We start from the raw sequence: 17693 nt of genomic DNA, 5'->3' as shown, positions 1-17693 counted from the left end.
TTAGCCTCTGCTCCCATGTCGGACTCTCCTAATCAGCCTCTTCGCAAAACAGATGTTTCAGCCCAAGCCAGTCTTGGAGCTGCGGACCTATTGACGAAGAACAACGAACCTTCCGTGCTTTCCGTCGAGCAGCTTAATATCTATGTGAAGCAGTTGCTGGAAGGTCAGATCGGCCAGGTGTGGGTGAAGGGTGAAATTTCAAACTTCAAGGCTCACACCTCCGGTCACTTTTATTTCAGCCTGAAAGATTCCCGCTCCCAGATCACGGCCGTGATGTTCCGTGGTAACAACGCCCGTTTGAAATTCAAACCTGCCGATGGGATGGAAGTCATCGTTCGCGGCCGCATCACGGTGTATGAGCCGCGTGGTAACTATCAGCTGATGTGCGAGATGATGGAACCCGTCGGTGCCGGAGCTTTGCAAAAAGCTTTCGAGCAACTGAAAATGAAATTGAAGGCTGAGGGTTTGTTTGAATCAGCCCGCAAAAAACCGATTCCGACTTTCCCAAGACATATTGCGATCGTGACGTCTCCGACCGGAGCGGCGATTCGTGATATTTTGAACGTTCTTTCCCGTCGCGCCAAAGCCATCCAGGTGACGGTGGTTCCAACCATCGTGCAGGGTGAGGCGGCAGCTCCACAAATTTGCGAGGCCTTTAAAAAAGCCACCGCCCTTCCGGGTGTGGATGTGGTGATTGTCGGGCGCGGTGGTGGATCCATTGAAGACATGTGGTGTTTCAATGATGAACGGCTTGCGCGTTTGATTGCGGCAAGCCCGGTCCCGGTGATTTCTGCCGTGGGACATGAAATTGATTTTACTATCGCTGACTTTGTGGCGGACTTGCGTGCGCCGACACCTTCGGCTGCGGCAGAACTTGTGGCGAAAAGCTCGGGCGAACTGGCCAACAAGGTTGTGTCGCTGGAGCGCATGCTGCATCTGACTTTTGAAAAGAAGATGAAGTTCCTGCGTGAAAAGATGCTGGGTCTTTCCAAGCGCCTGGTGGATCCGAAGCGCCGCTTGCAGGATCTGGAGCTTCGCAATGATGATCTATTGAACCGTCTGGAGTTCGCGATCAACCGCCGTCTGGCGGAGCGTCGCCACCGGGTGGAGCTGATGAGTCAGAAACTGGGAAGCCCCCAGGATCTGATTGATGAAAAGAAAAAGGATCTGGAATATCTGAAGGCACGCTCTGAAAAGGCGCTGCATTTTTCGATTGAAAGAAAAAAGGCCCGCATGGGCAAGGTCATGGCTATGCTGGATAGTCTCAGTCCCCTGAAGGTGGTTGAGCGTGGCTATTCAATCGTGACCAAAAATTCTGAAGTTATTAAATCTGCGAGTCAGGTGAAAAAGGGAGACCTTTTGGATATCCGCCTGGCTCAGGGCTCAGTGACCGCCATCGTGGATGGCGTGAAGGAGGAATAGAATGGATTTTGAGAAGAAACTAGGCCGTCTTGAAGAGATCGTGCAAAAGATGGAAAAAGGCGATCTGGCTTTGGAAGAGTCTTTGAAGCTGTTCGAGGAAGGTGTGAAGCTTTCCCGCGAATGCCATCAGCGTCTGAATGAAGCTGAATCCAAAGTGAAACTGTTGATGTCTGTGGGAGCTGACGGCCAGCCGGTGACCACTGATTTCACTTCAGAGGAGAACTAAGCCTTGGATCTCGCAATTCAGATTGATCAGGAAATCGCCGCGCGCACCCAGGCTGTGAACCAGTTTGTGGAAAAATATCTGTCTGATATGGAGCTGCCAGCAGGCAGCGCCATTTCTGAGTTGCGAAAGTCCATGCTTTATTCCGCCACCAATGGCGGAAAACGTTTCCGTCCGGTTCTGTCTTTGCTGGTCGGTGAGTTGTTTGGTGCCGGTAAAGAGCGCATCTTGCCTTTCGCCGCTGCCGTGGAAATGATTCATACGTATTCTTTGATTCATGATGATCTGCCGTGCATGGATAACGATGACATGCGCCGTGGGAAACCCACCAATCACAAAGTGTTCGGCGAAGACTTTGCCCTGCTGGCCGGGGACGCTCTTTTGACTGAAGCTTTCATGCTGATTGCGGAAAATTATGGGGACAACAGTTTCCTGGTAGGTCAGTTAACACGCCTGTTGTCTTCGGCGGCAGGAATTCGAGGCATGGTCGGCGGTCAGGCAATTGACCTGCGTGCTGGTGACAAACAAATGTCACTGGAAGAACTAACCCATCTGCATCGTCTTAAAACCGGTGCGTTGATTCGTGTGGCGGTTGAGGGTGCGGCTGTGATTGCCGGGGCGAAGCCGACTGAAATTGAAAGTCTTAAAAAATTCGGCGAAGGCCTGGGCCTTGCTTTCCAAGTGGCCGATGATGTTCTGGATCACGGCGAAAAAGGTCAGGATCTTCGCAGCTTCACTGGTATCCTGGGTCTTGAGGGCACAAAGACCTATTTGAAGGATGTCAGTGCTTCGACTTTGGCGGAATTGCACAAGGTTTCTGCCGATGCTCCGCTTTTGGAGTATCTGATCAGCTTTAATCAAAACCGTCAGGTGTAATATGAGCGATAAACTGCGTTTGGATCTTTATCTTGTCGAAAAGGGTCTGGCGCAGTCGCGCACTCATGCTCAGGAACTGATCGAGGCCGGTCAGGTTTTTCTTTTTGAAAATTCGCAAAAGCGCATTCTGAAAAAGGCAAGCTTTGCCGTTTTGGACTCCCACCATGGAAAAATTGAAGTTGAAGCCGGTCCGGCAAATCGTTTTGTGTCCCGCGGGGGCTTGAAGCTGGAAGGCGCTTTGGCGCAAGCCGGGGTTTCCGTGCAAGACCTGAAAGTTCTCGACGTGGGTATTTCCACAGGGGGCTTTACCGATTGCCTTCTGCAAAAGGGCGCTGCCCAGGTGCTGGGTGTGGACGTGGGCCACGGCCAGGTTCACAGCAGCCTTCTTACCAATCCGCGACTGACAGTGATTGAGGGTATCAATGCCCGAAATCTTTCCCGTGAAGAAGCGGTCAATCAGGCGACCCCAAAGGAAAAGTTTGATCTGGTCGTCATGGACGTTTCTTTTATTTCGATCTCTTTGATTGTGCCGGAATTGGCGCATTTTCTTAAGACTGAAGGCTGTCTTTTAAGTCTGGTGAAGCCCCAATTCGAGGTCGGCGTTGACGGCCTTGCCAAGGGGGGTATAGTCAAAGATGTTTCACTGTACAAAGAAGTCGAGACGCGAATAAAGGAACTTTGTTCGCAAAATGGATTTAAGGTTCTCGACTACTTCCCATCTCCGATTCAGGGAAAGGACGGAAATAATGAGTTCTTCGTTTTTGCCAAAAAAATCTAGTTGGATTGTCTTGTTCCTGTTTCTGGCAAGTTGTCAAAACTTGAGAACCCGTGAAGACATCCGCAAAACTCCGCAGCCAACACCAGGTCGTCCGGGAGTCACCCAACCGCGTCCGCCTGAAAACGTCGGCACTCCGCCTCCGATGGAAGCTGACGACGAAGAAATCACTGAGGTGGCGCCACCACCTCCTCCGGCGCCTGTGATTCCCACAATGCCCAAGATCGGCGTGATCCTGGGTGGCGGCGGGGCCAAGACCTACGCGCACATTGGGTTCTTGCATGAGCTGCAAAGAGCCAAGGTTCCGGTTTATGCCATTGGTGGAGTTGAATTTGCCGCTCCGATGGCGGCCCTTTACGCCAACAAAGAACTGGCCAACGATGTAGAGTGGCAGATGTTCAAGCTGAAGGATGAAGAGGTTTTGAAAAAATCCCTTCTGGGCGGCGTGAACAAGAATAACGAGGTGACGGTGTTGAAGGACTTTGTCGGTGTGGCATTCAACCGCGCCAAAGTGGAAGACTTCAAAGTGCCGTTTGCCTGTCCGTCATACAACTTGAAGAAGAATCAGGTATACCTGATGAACCGCGGAGGCATCGATCAGTTGATGTACTCGTGCATGGCGTATCCGCCGTTCTTTAAGCCTTATCAGAACAGTGTGGCAGGCGTTCGGGACATCACGGCTTTGGCGAATTACCTGCGCCAAAAAGGGGCTAACTATATCGTGATGGTCAACGTGCTGCAGGCTCCGGGGGGTTCCAAACCCTTCACGCTGGAGTCCAGCGCTACTGACAACGTCTTATGGAGTGAAGTCGCGGGACTGTATAATAAGCCTTTGCCAGGAGTTGACACTGTCATCTCGCTTGACACATCCAGCTATGGTATTATGGATTTCGACAAGCGTCGTGAGATCATGAACAAGGGCGCAGACTCAGCTGCCCGTCAGTTGAAGGGTCTCACCCGCAAGTGGGGACTTTAGGAGAATTTATGAGCAGAAAACCCATCTATGACATGAACATCTTTTCCGAAAGAAGAAAGAAAGCCGGGGAGCAAATCCCAGGCGGCGCTCTGGTAGTGGCTTCTCATCCGGAATACATTCGTAACCATGATTGCCATTTCCCGTACCGTCAGGATTCCAATCTGTTTTATCTGACCGGCTGGGAAGAGCCCGAGTCTGTTTTGATTCACCGTCCGGGTTTGACTCCGGAAACAGTGATGTTCGTGCGCCGTCGTGACGTGGAAAGAGAAACCTGGGATGGTTTCCGCTATGGCCCGGAAGGTTGCGAGCGCGAATTTAAAATCGACAAAGCCTATCCGTTTGATGAACTGACCAAGGTGGCGCCTCAGCTTTTGAAGGAAGTCGACCGCGTTTATTACAGCCAGTACAAAAACCAGGAGATGGATCACAAGATGCAGGAAATTCTGCAGACAGTGAAAGCTCTTCAGGGTCGCATGGGGAATGGCCTGTTGGCGATTCACGATGCGGATATTTTGCTGGGCGAGCTTCGTCTGGTGAAATCCGAATACGAACTGACTCAGCTGCGTGAGGCGTGCGAAATTTCCGCTCAAGCTCACTTGGCAGCAATGCGTTTCACCCGCCCGGGTGTGACAGAACGCCAGGTGCAAGGGGTGCTTGCGCACAACTTCTATATGAGAGGTTCTGCCCGTGAAGGTTACAACTATATCGTAGCTTCCGGAAATGCCGCGACGACTTTGCATTATAACTTCAACGATCAGGTCTGCAAAGACGGGGATCTGTTGCTGATTGATGCCGGTGCGGAGTTTAATTACTATACGGGCGATATCACCCGCACCTATCCGGTGAATGGCAAGTTCACGGACGAGCAGGCGCGTGTGTATGAAGGTGTTTTGAAAGTTCAAAAGCAGATCTGTGACTATGTAAAGCCTGGAATCTTCTTTAAAGACCTGCACGACATGGGAACGTCTTTGCTGACGGATCTGATGTTGGATCTGGGTTTGTTGTCCGGGCGCAAGGATGATCTGATTCAGGCGCTGGCGCAGAAAAAGTATTATCCACATGGTATCGGCCACTGGCTGGGCATGGATGTGCATGATGCGGGTTTGTATTTCAAAAAGAATGAACCGCGTCCGATCGAAGCCAACATGTGCTTCACGATCGAACCAGGTCTTTATATTCCTGCAGACGACGCGTCGGCTCCTCAGAAATACCGTGGTATCGGTATTCGTATCGAGGACAACCTGCGTGTGACGTCTTCAGGTTCCGAGAATATGACTTCGTCTGTTCCGAAAGAGATTGCTGACATTGAAAAGGTTGTTGGCCAGGCTTAAGCGTTTTATGCCAAAAAGGCTCACCGAAAGGTGGGCCTTTTTTTATGCCATCATGCTGTTGTCAACATGACGAAGGCTTTGTGAAATCACGTAAAGATGATTCTTCAACTCGCTGGATCGAACCAGTCCCCATTGGCTTTCGTTTTCGATAGAGCGCAGGGTCTTTTTAAAGCTCGCGGTCAGATTCTCCATGTCCCCGAGTAAGGACTCCAGGGCGCTGGAAAATTCCTTCACCCGGGCCATTTCGATTTTCCCCACAACGCAAATCACATCCATGCCGGCGGTCACCTTGGACAGCATATTGATAGAGCGGTTCAGGGACTTGTTTTCTTTGATTAATTTCTTGGCGGTTTCTTCCACGTCGGCGAAGTTGGCCGAAATAAGATTTTTCAAAAGATGGCAGTTCTTTAAAAGGAACTCCTCCTGTTCAGAACTTTGAGTCTCGTCGATCAGGTGATTCATCATTTCAATTTGCAGGCGTGACGTGGCCATTGAAAAGTACATGCGCGAAGCCGCGACGCTGAAGTTGGCAAAGATCTCGTCAAACTCCCGCGAACTTTCGGCAATTTCCATCGCCAGTCGTTCCAGATTTTTGGAAACCACGCTGAGGGTTTTCCCGGCTTCGCCCAGTTTGGCGGCCGAGATGGTCAGATTGGTGGTGACGATCTGCACTTCGCGGCAGATGTCGCTGATGTTCTGCGCCTGGTTGTTGCGGCTGAATCGTTGGTTCAGTGAATCGGCCAGATCAAATGCCGTGCGTGCGGCTTTGGTGCATTTACCTGAGGCCTCCTGCATTTCGCCCACGCGTTCGGAGCGTTCGGCAGTCAAAGAAGATTTTTTTTCAAAGTGCAGCAGCAGCTGGTCACGGGACTTCATTTCTTCCAGCAGGGCTCGGGTCATAAAGGCGTCATAGCTATGAAAGCCCCGCTTAAGAAGTTCTGAAAGTAAAAGGTCCTGGCTTTGCTCCACGCTCAGTCCTGAGTTTTCACGGGAAACCAGTTCTGCATAGATCTTTTGCACTTCGCCCAGAAAGACGGAAGTTGGCTTCAGGCGGATCGACAAATACCCATCGGACATCGGAAAAGCCATGGCAAAGACCCAGTAGTACTTTCCGTTCTTCGATCTATTCTTGACGAAGGCGGCAATGGGCAGGTTGTTTTGCAGATAGCTCCAGAACAGTTTGAAAACGCTGCGGGGCATGTCCTGATGGCGAATGATGTTGTGGGGGCGACCCAGTATTTCCTCTTCTGAGTACTCGCTGACTCTGATGAAGACTTGATTGCCTGACTCGATCCGCCCTTTAAAATCAGTCTTGGAAAAAAACAGCTCGTCCAATGCAAAGTCGGCTTCAAGAGTCATCGTATCACCTCGTGCAAGGTCCGCTATATACTCGACAGCAAATTCGCAGCAACAAATATGAGAGATCTAATGGAATATTCCACCGCCTCGGTGGAGGTGTTCCTCGGGTCTGCTGGGTGAAACGTTCGGCGAGTTTCCGGGCGCTGGTTGTTGCTGTGGGAGCGGATTTGCGGCTGCTATCGTGGAAGCTCTGTAACAAGCACCGGTCGGAACGACCCTCTGCTGATCTGGTACGGAACACCTGCTTGGCACAATCATTGATCTCTAAGGCTTTGAAAACTTAAACAGGAGATATCCATGAAAAACAATTCAGTGAACTGGAACAAGCTGGGCTTGGTGAGTCTTTTGATTGCCGCCGGCCCTGCGGGAGCCGCAGATAAAACCGTCCATTGGGACACAAACGCCTATTGGAGAGGTGCAGATCAATCCTATGAGTGTTACGACCGGGTTGGAATTTACCACGAAGGCATCTGTCTGGAGGGCTCTGCTTCCGCTCAGGTGGCGGCGGTCATCAACAATGATCTTCGCCGAGAAGGTGGTAACGAAACTTCGATGGGCGACATGGTCACAGAGGTGGAAGGAAAGATATCCAAAACTTTCGCCAATCGCCATTTCAAGCAAATATTTATTTCGATCAGCGCCATCCCGAAAAATCAGGTGCTCGACTACAATGAAAAAAATGAACAGAACTTTCACAACTCAGATCGTTTGCGCGCGGATGGCTATGTGGATCGTCCGTGGTTCCTGGCCAACATCGGTGCCAATATCCGGATGACCGACTCTCAGGATGTGACGGTTCTGGCCGGAGCGTTCCCGGTCAGCGGCCTGAACCCACTGCAGGGTAAGCCCAGTCGTTACTATGTGACAGCTCCCTATGGCTTGATGGTTCGCTATGACAAAGGCATTCAGATGAACTATCAGCTGAAAGAAGAGCTGGACCGCGTGTTGCTGGCGTCCTTCAGTGTGGTGGACGGGGACACCATCAAAGGTGAATCCAGTCTGGATCCGGCGGACTCACGCGCGAATTCTTATCCAGCCTATGGTGGGACGGTGGAATTGCGCGTAGCCAATGCCCTTCGCAAGGTCTTCGACAAGTCAGCTCCGTATCTGAAAAATCATGACCTGTACATCGGAGTGACGGGTGCGCATGGAGACGTGGGAAGCTTCCCGGGTGAAAAAAGAGCCCAGGATGATATGACCACTTACTTGGGATACATGTTCACATCCAAGTACGGTGAGGCCGAAGTGCGCGTCTTCCGCGCGGACTTCACCCGCAACAAACAAGGTGATGGCAACGGCCGTCGTCCTCATGCCCAGCATGTGAATTCAAAAGCTCATGGTGTGGAAGTGGCGATGCGTGGGGTGGAGGCGGGGCCCTGTGCCTGGGACTTCTATTACAACCAGCATGTGTTCAATACGGACGCTGCGTTTGCCGATGGTGAATTTACGTTTGAAAAGGTTCGCGGGGTGCGCGGCTGGGCTGCCGGCACCACCTGTCGTAATCTTTTGGGTCTGAAGAATCTGGATATCGGTTTTGAGTATGGCAGCACCCAGCTGGATCGCAAAGGTGCCAAGGAAAACTTGAAATATCCAAACAAGGCCAATCAGTTCAATCTGACATTAAGCTATCGCTTTAACATGAATAAACTTGTTCGTTAGATAAAGCGATGGGACAGCCAGGAGAACTTTTCTGCGTTCTCCTGCAGTTCCTTTTCAGTTTTGAAAAGTTTGTCATCACGGGAAGCGGCGCTGACGGCTAGGCTCAGATGCGTCGCTGATTGCAGCAGGTTGTAATCCCCCATGGTGTTGCCGGAAGCAAAGAACGGCTTTTTGCCGCCGGTGGCTTCCAGAAGTGCTTCCACTTTTCCTTCGCAATAAGTGATAGTGCCTTTTTGGCGATCGCTGATCACGCCGTTATCCACCTGCGTTTCCACACCCAGCACGTCGTTTTTGGTCAGTCCCAGCATTTCAGCGCCGGGTTCCACCGCCCATTTTACCGAAGCGGTGATGATGTAGACTTTCACACCCTTGGAAATAAACAGATCAATTAATTTTTTTTGTTCCAAAAAAACAGGAACCGGGAAGTGACCTTTGACCGCATCGATGGCCCACTGGTGCACCTGCTCCAGTTTTTGTCCCTGACAGATTTGGGCTAGCCAAAGGTAGGCTTTGCGCGGATCTGCGGCTTTCATGTTTTCGTAGTGCTCCCAGGGTTGTGGCGGAAGAGTCACAAGTTTGTTGTCGATCTGGTGATGGAAGAAAGTCTCCCCAAGATCGGTATCCCACAAAGTACCATCCGCATCAAAGGCGGCCACGGGTGCAGAATCCTGTTTTAAAACTTGGTCCAGTGTCGTATTTATGCGGTTCCAAATGTCGGTGGAATAGTCTTTGTATTTCATAGTGTCTTAGTATGAAATATGAAAAGTAAAATGACAAGGAGACCTGAGGGCATGAGCCTGTATTGCCGCGTGATTCAGCCGGAAGATTTGCAACAGATTTTGGATCTGGAAAACAAGAAACTCGCAGAAACCTATCCGGATGAAATGGAACGAATGATTGCCACATGGAATTCCAAATTCCGCGTCGAGGCTCTGAACCATTACATTGCCCTGGGCTGGAGCTTTCTGGCCTTGGAGCAGGACACCAACAAACTGATGGGCTATTTCATTGCCCAGCCGTTGTTGTTCCTCGATGGGCAGACGCAGACGCTGTGGGTGGAGCATGTTCAGTACAACTCCTTGCAGGCCCGGGATGAACTTTGTGAGCTGGCCTATAAACTGGGCCGCGAAAAGCATCTGCAACGGGTTTACTTCCCTAACGACAACGGAGTGCCAAACTCTGTAAAAGCTTTCAAGGCCGAAAGCTGGCAGCCGGGGACTCTTTCCGTCAAGACGACAAAAGGATAAGCCATGAAGAATTTCTCCTTCGCAAACAGAATTCAAAATATCAACAAGATGAAATCCCAGGATTTTGATCTGGTGATAATCGGAGGAGGAATCAATGGAGCAGGGGTGGCGCGGGACGCCTCGGCGCGCGGCATGCGTGTGGCTTTGATTGAGGCCCGTGACTTTGCTTCTGGCACGTCGTCAAAATCTTCCAAACTTATTCACGGCGGCATTCGTTATCTTGAAAACATGGAGTTCAAACTTGTTTTCGAGGCACTGAATGAAAGAGGCCGTTTGTTTGAAATGGCGCCGCATCTGGTGCATCCGCTGCGTTTCATGATTCCTCTTTATCAGGAAAGCCGTGTGGGCATGGGTAAGATGGGTCTTGGTATGTGGCTGTACGATGCCTTGTCATTGTTCCAGGCGCCCGAGATGCATGAGCGTCTGAATGCCCAAGCCTCTATCGAGCGAATGCCGGCAATCCGTCCCAACAACCTGCTGGGCTCTTATGTTTATTCTGACGCCTATATGGATGACGACCGCCTGGTTCATGAAACCATGAGATCGGCCAATGAAAACGGCGCGCTGTGTGTGAACTATGTGAAAGCCACCGGGGTTCATTTTGGCCCGGATGGAAAAATTCAATCGGTAAAGTGCGAAGACCAGCACTCCAAAGAAAAGTTTTCTATCAAAGCCCGTCACGTGATCAGCAGCGTGGGCCCATGGACAGATGAGCTGGGTGAAAGCATCTTTAAAGACTGGAAAAAGATTCTTCGTCCAACCAAAGGGATCCACCTGACATTACCGAAGCACCGTCTGCCTTTGACCAGTGCAGTGGTGATGGGTGCGGAAAAAAGTGATCGCATTGTGTTCGGTATTCCCCGTCATGAGATGATCATTATTGGAACCACGGATACCGACTTTAAGGAATCCCCGGAAAATGTGACTACCACACCGGAAGATGTGAAGTATCTGCTTTCAATCACGGATCACTATTTCCCCGGTGCCAACCTGACCGCTCACGACATTATCGCAAGCTATGCAGGCGTTCGTCCTTTGGTGGCGGATGGATCCAGCAGCGAAGGAAAAACCAGCCGAGAGCACACGATTCTGACTGATGATCGCGGCATTACGTTTGTGGCTGGTGGAAAGTACACTACTTATCGTTTGATGTGTGAACAAACCGTGAAGGCGGCGTTGAAGTCTTTCACGTTTGAAGAGCGTGTGACCTGGGCTAAATCAAACACCGTCAAACCATTGAATCAATACACCAGTGTTGATGCCTTCCAACAAGCCAAGATTCAGGCGGATCTGTGGGCGCGTGAAACAGGGCACCCGGTTGAAGACATGCGTCTGCTGGCAGAGCGTTATGGCATGGAAGGCGAAGAGATTCTGAACAAGTATTCTTCTGACATGACCTACTGGCAGTTGGAAGCAGCTCAGGCGATTGATTCCACAATGTGTCTGCATATGCGAGACTTCTTTGCACGCCGGGTTCCGTTATTCCTGGCGGACCGCAATCACGGAGTAAAGCACATGGAAGAAATCGGCAAAGTCTTTCAGGAAAAGCTGGGCTGGAATGAAGTCCGCCTGAAAGAAGAACTGCATATGCTGACCGAATACATGGCCCACGAAGTGGAATGGAAAAAGCATTTCTAATTAAGGAATAAAGTATTCAGAAACGGCCGGCAGACCATTTTGCATGGCCATAAAGACCAGGCGTTTTGGTTTCGGCCCTGACGCCGCTTTGATCAGAATGCGACGGCCCTGACAGGTGATGGAATCCGTCGGCATCGGAAGCTCGGTGATGGTAAAGTGAGTCCCGGAAGCCAATGGCCATACGGCGGTATTTCCCAGATCCCCGGCATTGTGTATCGCAACCTTATATAGTTTCTTATCAACATTTCCACAGTAGTAAATCGCAGATCCTGCGGAATCATAAGCATAGGCGCTTGGAATCTGCGGCAGGGTTAGCAGCGTTTTAACATTTCCTGAGTACAGCACGTGCATTTTTGCCGTCAGGATCGAAGCATTCAATGGCGGCGTGTACATCCAGCCACTGAGCTGATCAAAATACACGGGCGCAGCCACCCGGTGAACCCCGGCGACGCCCAAAGAGCAGTCCGTGGAAAGTCCATCCGGACAGTCGTCGGAATCAGAATCCACGCTAATACGCCCACCGACGTGATGGGTGGTGGTGGGGGTGATCAGACGGAAGGTGGCATTGTTGTGGGCCGTTCCGTTCCAGTAAAGATTGTTCATCAAAAGATCACCGGCCTTGTAGGCCACGATCTCGGGCGAATAACCGGCCAGCAGCAGGTCGCCATAATTGATCGAAGCTTGGGTATAGCTTGGTGTGGCTCCTTCACCGTTCAGAATCTCTTCCCACATGCCGGTGGTGCGATTCAGGCGGCAGATGCTGTGATAAACGGTGTAAGTGCTTGGAGGGGTGGTCAGCACTCTGTTGCTGGCGCAGTTCATGTAGACATCACCATTGTCAGGATTGGTGGCGAATTGGTTGGCATCCCACCAGTTCCCCAAGAGAATGGACTGCAGATTGGCGGCAATGCCGAAATTGACTCCCGCATTGGCGCCATCACCGGCCACGAGACGGACTTCCGGAGAAGCCCCCGGGAATATCTCACGCAGTTTGTTTTGCTGGTGATCCAACAACATCACGCCATCGCCCACACTGTGATCAATGTAGGTGACGGATGCCAGACGCATATCAAATCCGGACCCGCCATCGCCAGCGTCTTTGCGCTGACCGAACAGGGTATAGACCTTTCCATTCACAACGGTGCGGATAATTCCGCGCGCCGAGAAGAAGATTCGGCCATAGCGATCAACAAAGACGTCATCCAGTGCGACCGGGCAGGAAGTCGCGTCGACTCCATCCGCACATTCCCCTTGAGCACCGGTTCCCAGAACCCGCACCCAGGTGCCATCATCCTGCAGCTGGCTGACGCCATTTTCGGTGGATCGATTGGCGCGGTAAACTCGGCCGTCCATGCCCTGAACATCATAATAAGTCAGTGAAGAGTTCCCAAAAGGATGATTCGGGAACACGCCATTACCAACGAGGGTCACCGGATCAAGCTCTGTCATCGGGCCGTAGGCATTGCCCGGCACACTGTAGATTGCCTGAACGTAGGCTTTCTGAATAGCGCTGGACGCAGGGTCAAATCTTAGGCTGAAGAATGAATAAGGCATCGTGTTTAGATCCCAGGTCGGTTGACCAAAGACCCCGGCCCCCGAGAATCGCACGCTTTCGACGCGAGGAACTGCCAAAGAACCTTTATACAGACGGATACGACCCCCGTTGTCTTTGGCAGTCTGGGGTTTTTCCGAAATGAAATAAAGATCCCCGTTAGGCATGGGTATGAACGGGGAACGTCGGCGAATTGACCAGGTTTCATCAACTGACGAAGTCTTGATCAGATTGATTTTCAAGTCCCGTGGATCGGCCACTGTGTCAGCGGTGTCCGTTCCAAGATTTCCTGCCGGATCCGCGCCGATCAGGGTTTCAATCGTCATCGGTGTGACGTTGGTGTCGATTCGACGAATCATGTCGCGGTCATAAACCAGAATGCGGTTTTGATAATCCAGCGCTGTACGCAAGATCGCCTCGGCCCGGGCCTGTTCCACCGGAATGCCATCTCCAAAGGCATTTTCATTTTCTTTCGCCAGACGCAAAAGGACCTTCGAGTTGTTGGTGGTCGGATCGATATAAATGATGCCGTATGAGGAATCGTTGAAGAAGATTTTTCCATCGGTCGTGACCAGCACAGTGCCGGGCGCGGTGTCCGTGTTCACATTGGTATTGAAGACGGTGCTTTTGGCATTTCCGTCATGTCCCGGATCCTGGTTTCCGGCAATAAGATTGTAAGCACCACTGTTCAGCGGGGGGCTGGTGACCTGTGAGGTTTGTCCGTTATTGTCAGTCACGCGAATCTGCAGCTTAAAGAAAGTGTCGTTGGGAACAGTCGAGTTCCAAAGATAGCAACCCGTGCGCGGAGCCGAATACGCACACGCTGTTGCATTGCTGGAATTGTTTGCCAGTGTATCTGAAATCAGAGTGAACGGCTGACCGTCGATGGCATAAAACAGTTCGACTTTCGCGATCGTGCCATTGTCGCTGGCTTGCCAGCTGATGTGAGCGGCAGCGCCATTGGCAAAGTTCATATCAAAAGTATTCGGTGGATTATTCGGGGTGGTCGAATTCACCGTCAGGAAGTTTGCCACCAGGGGAGGTGGATCGTTGATATAGTTGATGGTGTTATAGTCCTTTTCAAGGGTTGCGGAATTGGTGCTGATATTGCCACCGACGTCCATCACCCAGGCATAGATGCTATAGCTGCCAAAATTGATTCCCAGGAAGAAATCAAAATCCACCAGAGTCAACGTCGGCAGTTCAGCAAGGCCCGGTTTTGGCGCTTTTACGCTGACCCAGCAGCTGTCAGAGGCATTCGGTGCGCTGTTGGTGGTCTTTAAACAGAACTTGGTGACGGCAGTTTCCGCATCTGACGCTTTCAGGCTGACGGTGACGTAAGACCGTACTGTATCGTCCGGATCAAGCTGCCCATTGATCTTCATTTCACTTGCCGTGATCACGGGCTTGATGGTGTCCAGAATCACATCAAAAGCATTGCTGGTGCCGGTGCCAGTCAATCCGTGGCTGTCAGTCAAACGTGCGCGCACCAGCACATTGGTGTTGTAGGCATTTGGCGTCCAATTCACGGTGAAGGATTTGTTATTCATGGGACCTGCAAGTCCCAACGCGCGACTGGCAGCCACATTCCAGGTGGTGCCGCCGTCAGTGGAATAGTCCAAATACAACGTGTCTGCGGCAGTCACTGTGGCTTCAGTGATGTACACCACAAATGGATAGCTGATGTTGATAGCCAGAGTCGGCACTGGATCCAAAGTCAAAATCGGCGCTTTGCTGTCATAAGTGATAGTAAAGACAGTCGCGGTGGAAACGTTGCCGGCTTCATCACGGGCGTAGAAGCGCACGTTACGAAGGCCTTGCTGGTCACCATTGGCACTCAGATCAAAAGAATAGTTCTGAGCCGCTGTCGAGCAGGCAATCCAGCCGGAATCACCCAACGCCGGAGGCGCATTGATTTCTTTCATCATAATGAAAGTTGCATCACTGCAGTCATTGACCGTGAATCGTGCATCCGGATTGTTTGTGGTACTGGCTGAATTCAAAGTGACTGACGGAGCCACAATCACATTATCGCGAATCACAGAGTAAGCGGTGTGATTTGTTGTGTTGCCCGCGCCGTCCGTCGAGGACAAGGTGAAGTTTTTTAGGCCATCAACGGCCGTCAGGGTGACGTTAAAGCTGAAAGTTCCTCCAACACTGCAGGTCCCGGCGGAAGGAGAGGTTGTATAGTCACCGGCAAAGCTCAAAGAGGTTCCGGCCTCGCATGTCCCCGAAACAGTGACCGCGGACTTGTGTTTGCTGCCAGCCAACGGGCTTGTGATATTCAACGCCGGACCAACGGTGTCGATGATGACCGAGCCGGATTCAATAACCGCCGTGTCGGGCTGCCAGTTGTCGGCCTGGTCCCCGGCGATGAAACAAAGGCGGTATTCGCCATCACCTGCAAAGCTTAAAGTCGCCGGAGTTCCCGCAGGAACCGGAGTGGTGGCCATGATCGCCGCCCACTGATTGCTGCAATCGGTGTCCTTCACAATCACATAGCGATATTGAGTGGCATCGGCAGGCACGGTCACAGTGATGGAGCGATCCGCATCGTTGTTTGAAAGAGCACTGCCTAAAGAACCTAAAGTCACCGGCAAAAGTGGCGCTAAAGAGTCTTTGTTGAAAGAAGAGCTGTTGGCCGTACCCGTGTTCCCGGCACTGTCAGTTTGCGAAACCTGCAAAACAGTTGCGCCATCATTCAGCGCACCCACAATCACCGGACCGCTGAAAGTGCCATTGCTGCAAGAGAAGGTCGCCAGCGTCGTGCCCTGGAAAAGAATCGAAACCGGACCGTCATCACTTTCGCAGGTGCCATCCACCGGCAGGGCCACAATCAGCGCATTGCCAACTTCAGGCGGCAGCGGTGTGGTGAAACTGACGTTCGGTGCGATGATGTCTTTGGTAACTGCGGTTTCATTCGACGACTTCACGCCCGCCAGGGAGGTCACTTCCAGCTTTACTGTGTATTCCGCATCCGGCCAGCCTTGAGTGTTCACATCCAGGCTGAAACTTCCGTCCTGGCAGACAGTGGTAAATGTCTTAGGCTCCATCGTCGAAAGGCTGTTCAGGCTGGGCTGAATGATCACGTCAATTTTTTGATTCGGGTAATAGCATTCACCGCGCAGATTGTAGCTTGAAAGGCTGTCAGAGGAATTGATGACCAGGGATTCAATTTTGGTCCCGTTGCTGTCGGTCAGTATCGGCGCTGTCAGGGAATTATAGTCCGTAAGATTGCCCACGAGGGTACAACCCGAGACCAGACCCGTGATAAGGAGTATCGATAGTGCCGTTACGTTCATCTACTACACTTATCGGCTGATGTTTCGTCGTATTTAGACGAGGATCACTGGCATTTCGCGAAATCTGGCGGAAAAGTGTCTCAAATTGTCACACCTGTCACGGAAGTAACAGAATGGCACTCTGATTCCCTAACAGTTGCATTATGACGTTGGCAGGGTCTTTGAAGTAAAGGCGGTGTTGACCGTATGTGGAGGTATAGCATGCGCATTCATCTGCAACTTGCCCTGTCTGTTTTGGCTCTGTCTGTGGCAGCCTGCTCCAATGGTGGAGGCGGTGGCGGCGGCGGTGCTGCTCCGGTTCCGACAACTTCCACACCCACACCAGCTCCTGTCGATGTTCAGGGTGAATTCACCTATGAATACAAATTCAACGGCTGCACCACCGGTCGTCAGAAGCTGACCTCCAAGAACGCTTATTGTGATGCCCTTTTGAACGATGCTTTGAACAACAATTGTGCCCGCGAAATGCGTATTGAAACCTACAACCGCATGTGCACCACCAACACTCAAGTCAGCAGTCCCGGAACTTTGCCGGCGATGAGCACGGCTCGTTGCGTGGTTAACGGGATGGATTTGAAAGATCGTACGTTCCTGCAAAACATGAATCCGTTCAATCCGCAAAGACGTCAGATTTATCGCGATATGTTCTGGAGCGGAAAGAACGATCAGGGCTACGACATTCTGGGTAGTCTGGTTGACTCTTATGGGAAGGGTCGTCTGTTGTTGACGCCATCGCAGGCCGGCCGATCCGCTATGGGTGAAATCCAGTTGCACCAGCAGCGTGGTGACAGCAAGTTCTCCGTACGCTCGGGCCTGGGTTCACAGATCAGCCTGAAGGTCACCAATCTGGAAATTCAAAAAGAAGTCGAAGCAGTTTGTCTGTCGGACAAGTCCTTCAAACGTACCAAGGCGGATCTTCGCCGGGTGAAATGCTCCCTGACTCACTCTGAATCCGGTCGAAAAGAAACCCGCCGTGATGAAGAGATCGTGTGGGACGTTGCCAATAAAGTGGAGCGTGAAATCTTCCGTGGACGTTCAACGGAAAGAATCACTCTGCGCCTGAAACCCGCTGCTGGAGCGCAAGAAGAGCGCATCGCCATTGAGGCGGTGGATTTGGATATCGACAAAACCATGCTGGCTGAAACAACCTTGAACGAGGGCTTGGAGGTTCGCTTCCGTGGTCAATTGACGGGCACCGACCTTACGATCCAGTGCGCACCTGCGTCAAAATAAACTCAAAAAAGGCCTAAATATCAGTATTGACTCCGGTTTTTATAGAACCTAGACTTGAACTGTTTAAAGCCCGATGAATATTACACTGAAGTGAGATTCA

General features: G+C 51.4%; 13 protein-coding genes. 10 read left to right on the top strand and 3 right to left on the bottom strand.

Annotated elements, in window-relative coordinates:
* Positions 1–15: 15 nt before the first annotated feature.
* From xseA to ACNQKP_RS03170, 6 genes are read left to right on the top strand one after another with little or no spacing between them, the layout of a single operon-like run.
* Positions 16–1422 carry an exodeoxyribonuclease VII large subunit gene (gene xseA / locus ACNQKP_RS03195; protein ID WP_417862810.1) on the top strand — a complete coding sequence of 469 codons (1407 nt, stop codon included), beginning with the start codon at positions 16–18 and terminating at the stop codon, positions 1420–1422.
* A 1-nt stretch (position 1423) separates the two neighbouring features.
* Positions 1424–1648 (top strand): exodeoxyribonuclease VII small subunit, encoded by a 225-nt coding sequence (locus ACNQKP_RS03190; protein ID WP_011162803.1) that lies wholly within the window; start codon positions 1424–1426, stop codon positions 1646–1648.
* A 3-nt stretch (positions 1649–1651) separates the two neighbouring features.
* Entirely contained in the window at positions 1652–2521 is an 870-nt protein-coding gene (locus ACNQKP_RS03185; RefSeq protein ID WP_417862808.1) for a polyprenyl synthetase family protein, read from the top strand.
* A gap of 1 nt (position 2522) precedes the next feature.
* The gene (locus ACNQKP_RS03180; RefSeq protein ID WP_417862807.1) at positions 2523–3299 is read left to right on the top strand and encodes a TlyA family RNA methyltransferase; all 777 of its coding nucleotides are present in this window, start codon (positions 2523–2525) and stop codon (positions 3297–3299) included.
* A complete protein-coding gene (locus ACNQKP_RS03175; protein WP_417862806.1) occupies positions 3268–4272 on the top strand; it encodes a patatin-like phospholipase family protein in 1005 nt (334 codons plus the stop codon). The genes ACNQKP_RS03180 and ACNQKP_RS03175 overlap by 32 nt, the downstream gene beginning before the upstream one ends.
* Positions 4273–4280: 8 nt before the next feature.
* Complete coding sequence (locus tag ACNQKP_RS03170) at positions 4281–5603, top strand: aminopeptidase P family protein (protein WP_417862804.1); 1323 nt, start codon at positions 4281–4283, stop codon at positions 5601–5603.
* 42 nt (positions 5604–5645) lie between these two features.
* Here ACNQKP_RS03170 and ACNQKP_RS03165 read toward each other — a convergent pair whose 3' ends face one another.
* Positions 5646–6962: a PAS domain-containing protein gene (locus ACNQKP_RS03165; RefSeq protein WP_417862802.1), complete on the bottom strand. Its 1317-nt coding sequence runs from the start codon at positions 6960–6962 to the stop codon at positions 5646–5648.
* A gap of 297 nt (positions 6963–7259) precedes the next feature.
* Between ACNQKP_RS03165 and ACNQKP_RS03160 the strand changes: the two genes are divergently transcribed.
* Positions 7260–8621 carry a hypothetical protein gene (locus ACNQKP_RS03160; RefSeq protein WP_417862801.1) on the top strand — a complete coding sequence of 454 codons (1362 nt, stop codon included), beginning with the start codon at positions 7260–7262 and terminating at the stop codon, positions 8619–8621.
* Here ACNQKP_RS03160 and ACNQKP_RS03155 read toward each other — a convergent pair.
* Positions 8618–9361, bottom strand: coding sequence for an HAD family hydrolase (locus ACNQKP_RS03155; protein WP_417862798.1), 744 nt, complete (start codon positions 9359–9361; stop codon positions 8618–8620). The genes ACNQKP_RS03160 and ACNQKP_RS03155 overlap by 4 nt on opposite strands.
* A gap of 51 nt (positions 9362–9412) precedes the next feature.
* On the opposite strand from ACNQKP_RS03155, the gene ACNQKP_RS03150 reads away from it, so the two are divergent.
* Positions 9413–9868 carry a hypothetical protein gene (locus ACNQKP_RS03150; protein ID WP_417862796.1) on the top strand — a complete coding sequence of 152 codons (456 nt, stop codon included), beginning with the start codon at positions 9413–9415 and terminating at the stop codon, positions 9866–9868.
* Positions 9869–9871: 3 nt separating this feature from the next.
* The gene (locus tag ACNQKP_RS03145) at positions 9872–11506 is read left to right on the top strand and encodes a glycerol-3-phosphate dehydrogenase/oxidase (protein ID WP_417862794.1); all 1635 of its coding nucleotides are present in this window, start codon (positions 9872–9874) and stop codon (positions 11504–11506) included.
* On the opposite strand, the gene ACNQKP_RS03140 is transcribed toward ACNQKP_RS03145, so the two are convergent.
* Positions 11507–16300 (bottom strand): hemagglutinin, encoded by a 4794-nt coding sequence (locus ACNQKP_RS03140; RefSeq protein ID WP_417862793.1) that lies wholly within the window; start codon positions 16298–16300, stop codon positions 11507–11509. It abuts the gene before it with no gap.
* Positions 16301–16561: 261 nt separating this feature from the next.
* Between ACNQKP_RS03140 and ACNQKP_RS03135 the strand changes: the two genes are divergently transcribed.
* Positions 16562–17593, top strand: a complete 1032-nt coding sequence (locus tag ACNQKP_RS03135; RefSeq protein ID WP_417862790.1) for a hypothetical protein — start codon at positions 16562–16564, stop codon at positions 17591–17593.
* Positions 17594–17693: the final 100 nt, after the last annotated feature.

It is taken from the genome of Bdellovibrio bacteriovorus (assembly GCF_048286975.1).
Taxonomy (GTDB): domain Bacteria; phylum Bdellovibrionota; class Bdellovibrionia; order Bdellovibrionales; family Bdellovibrionaceae; genus Bdellovibrio; species Bdellovibrio bacteriovorus_H.
This window is presented reverse-complemented; position numbering and strand designations above follow the sequence as displayed.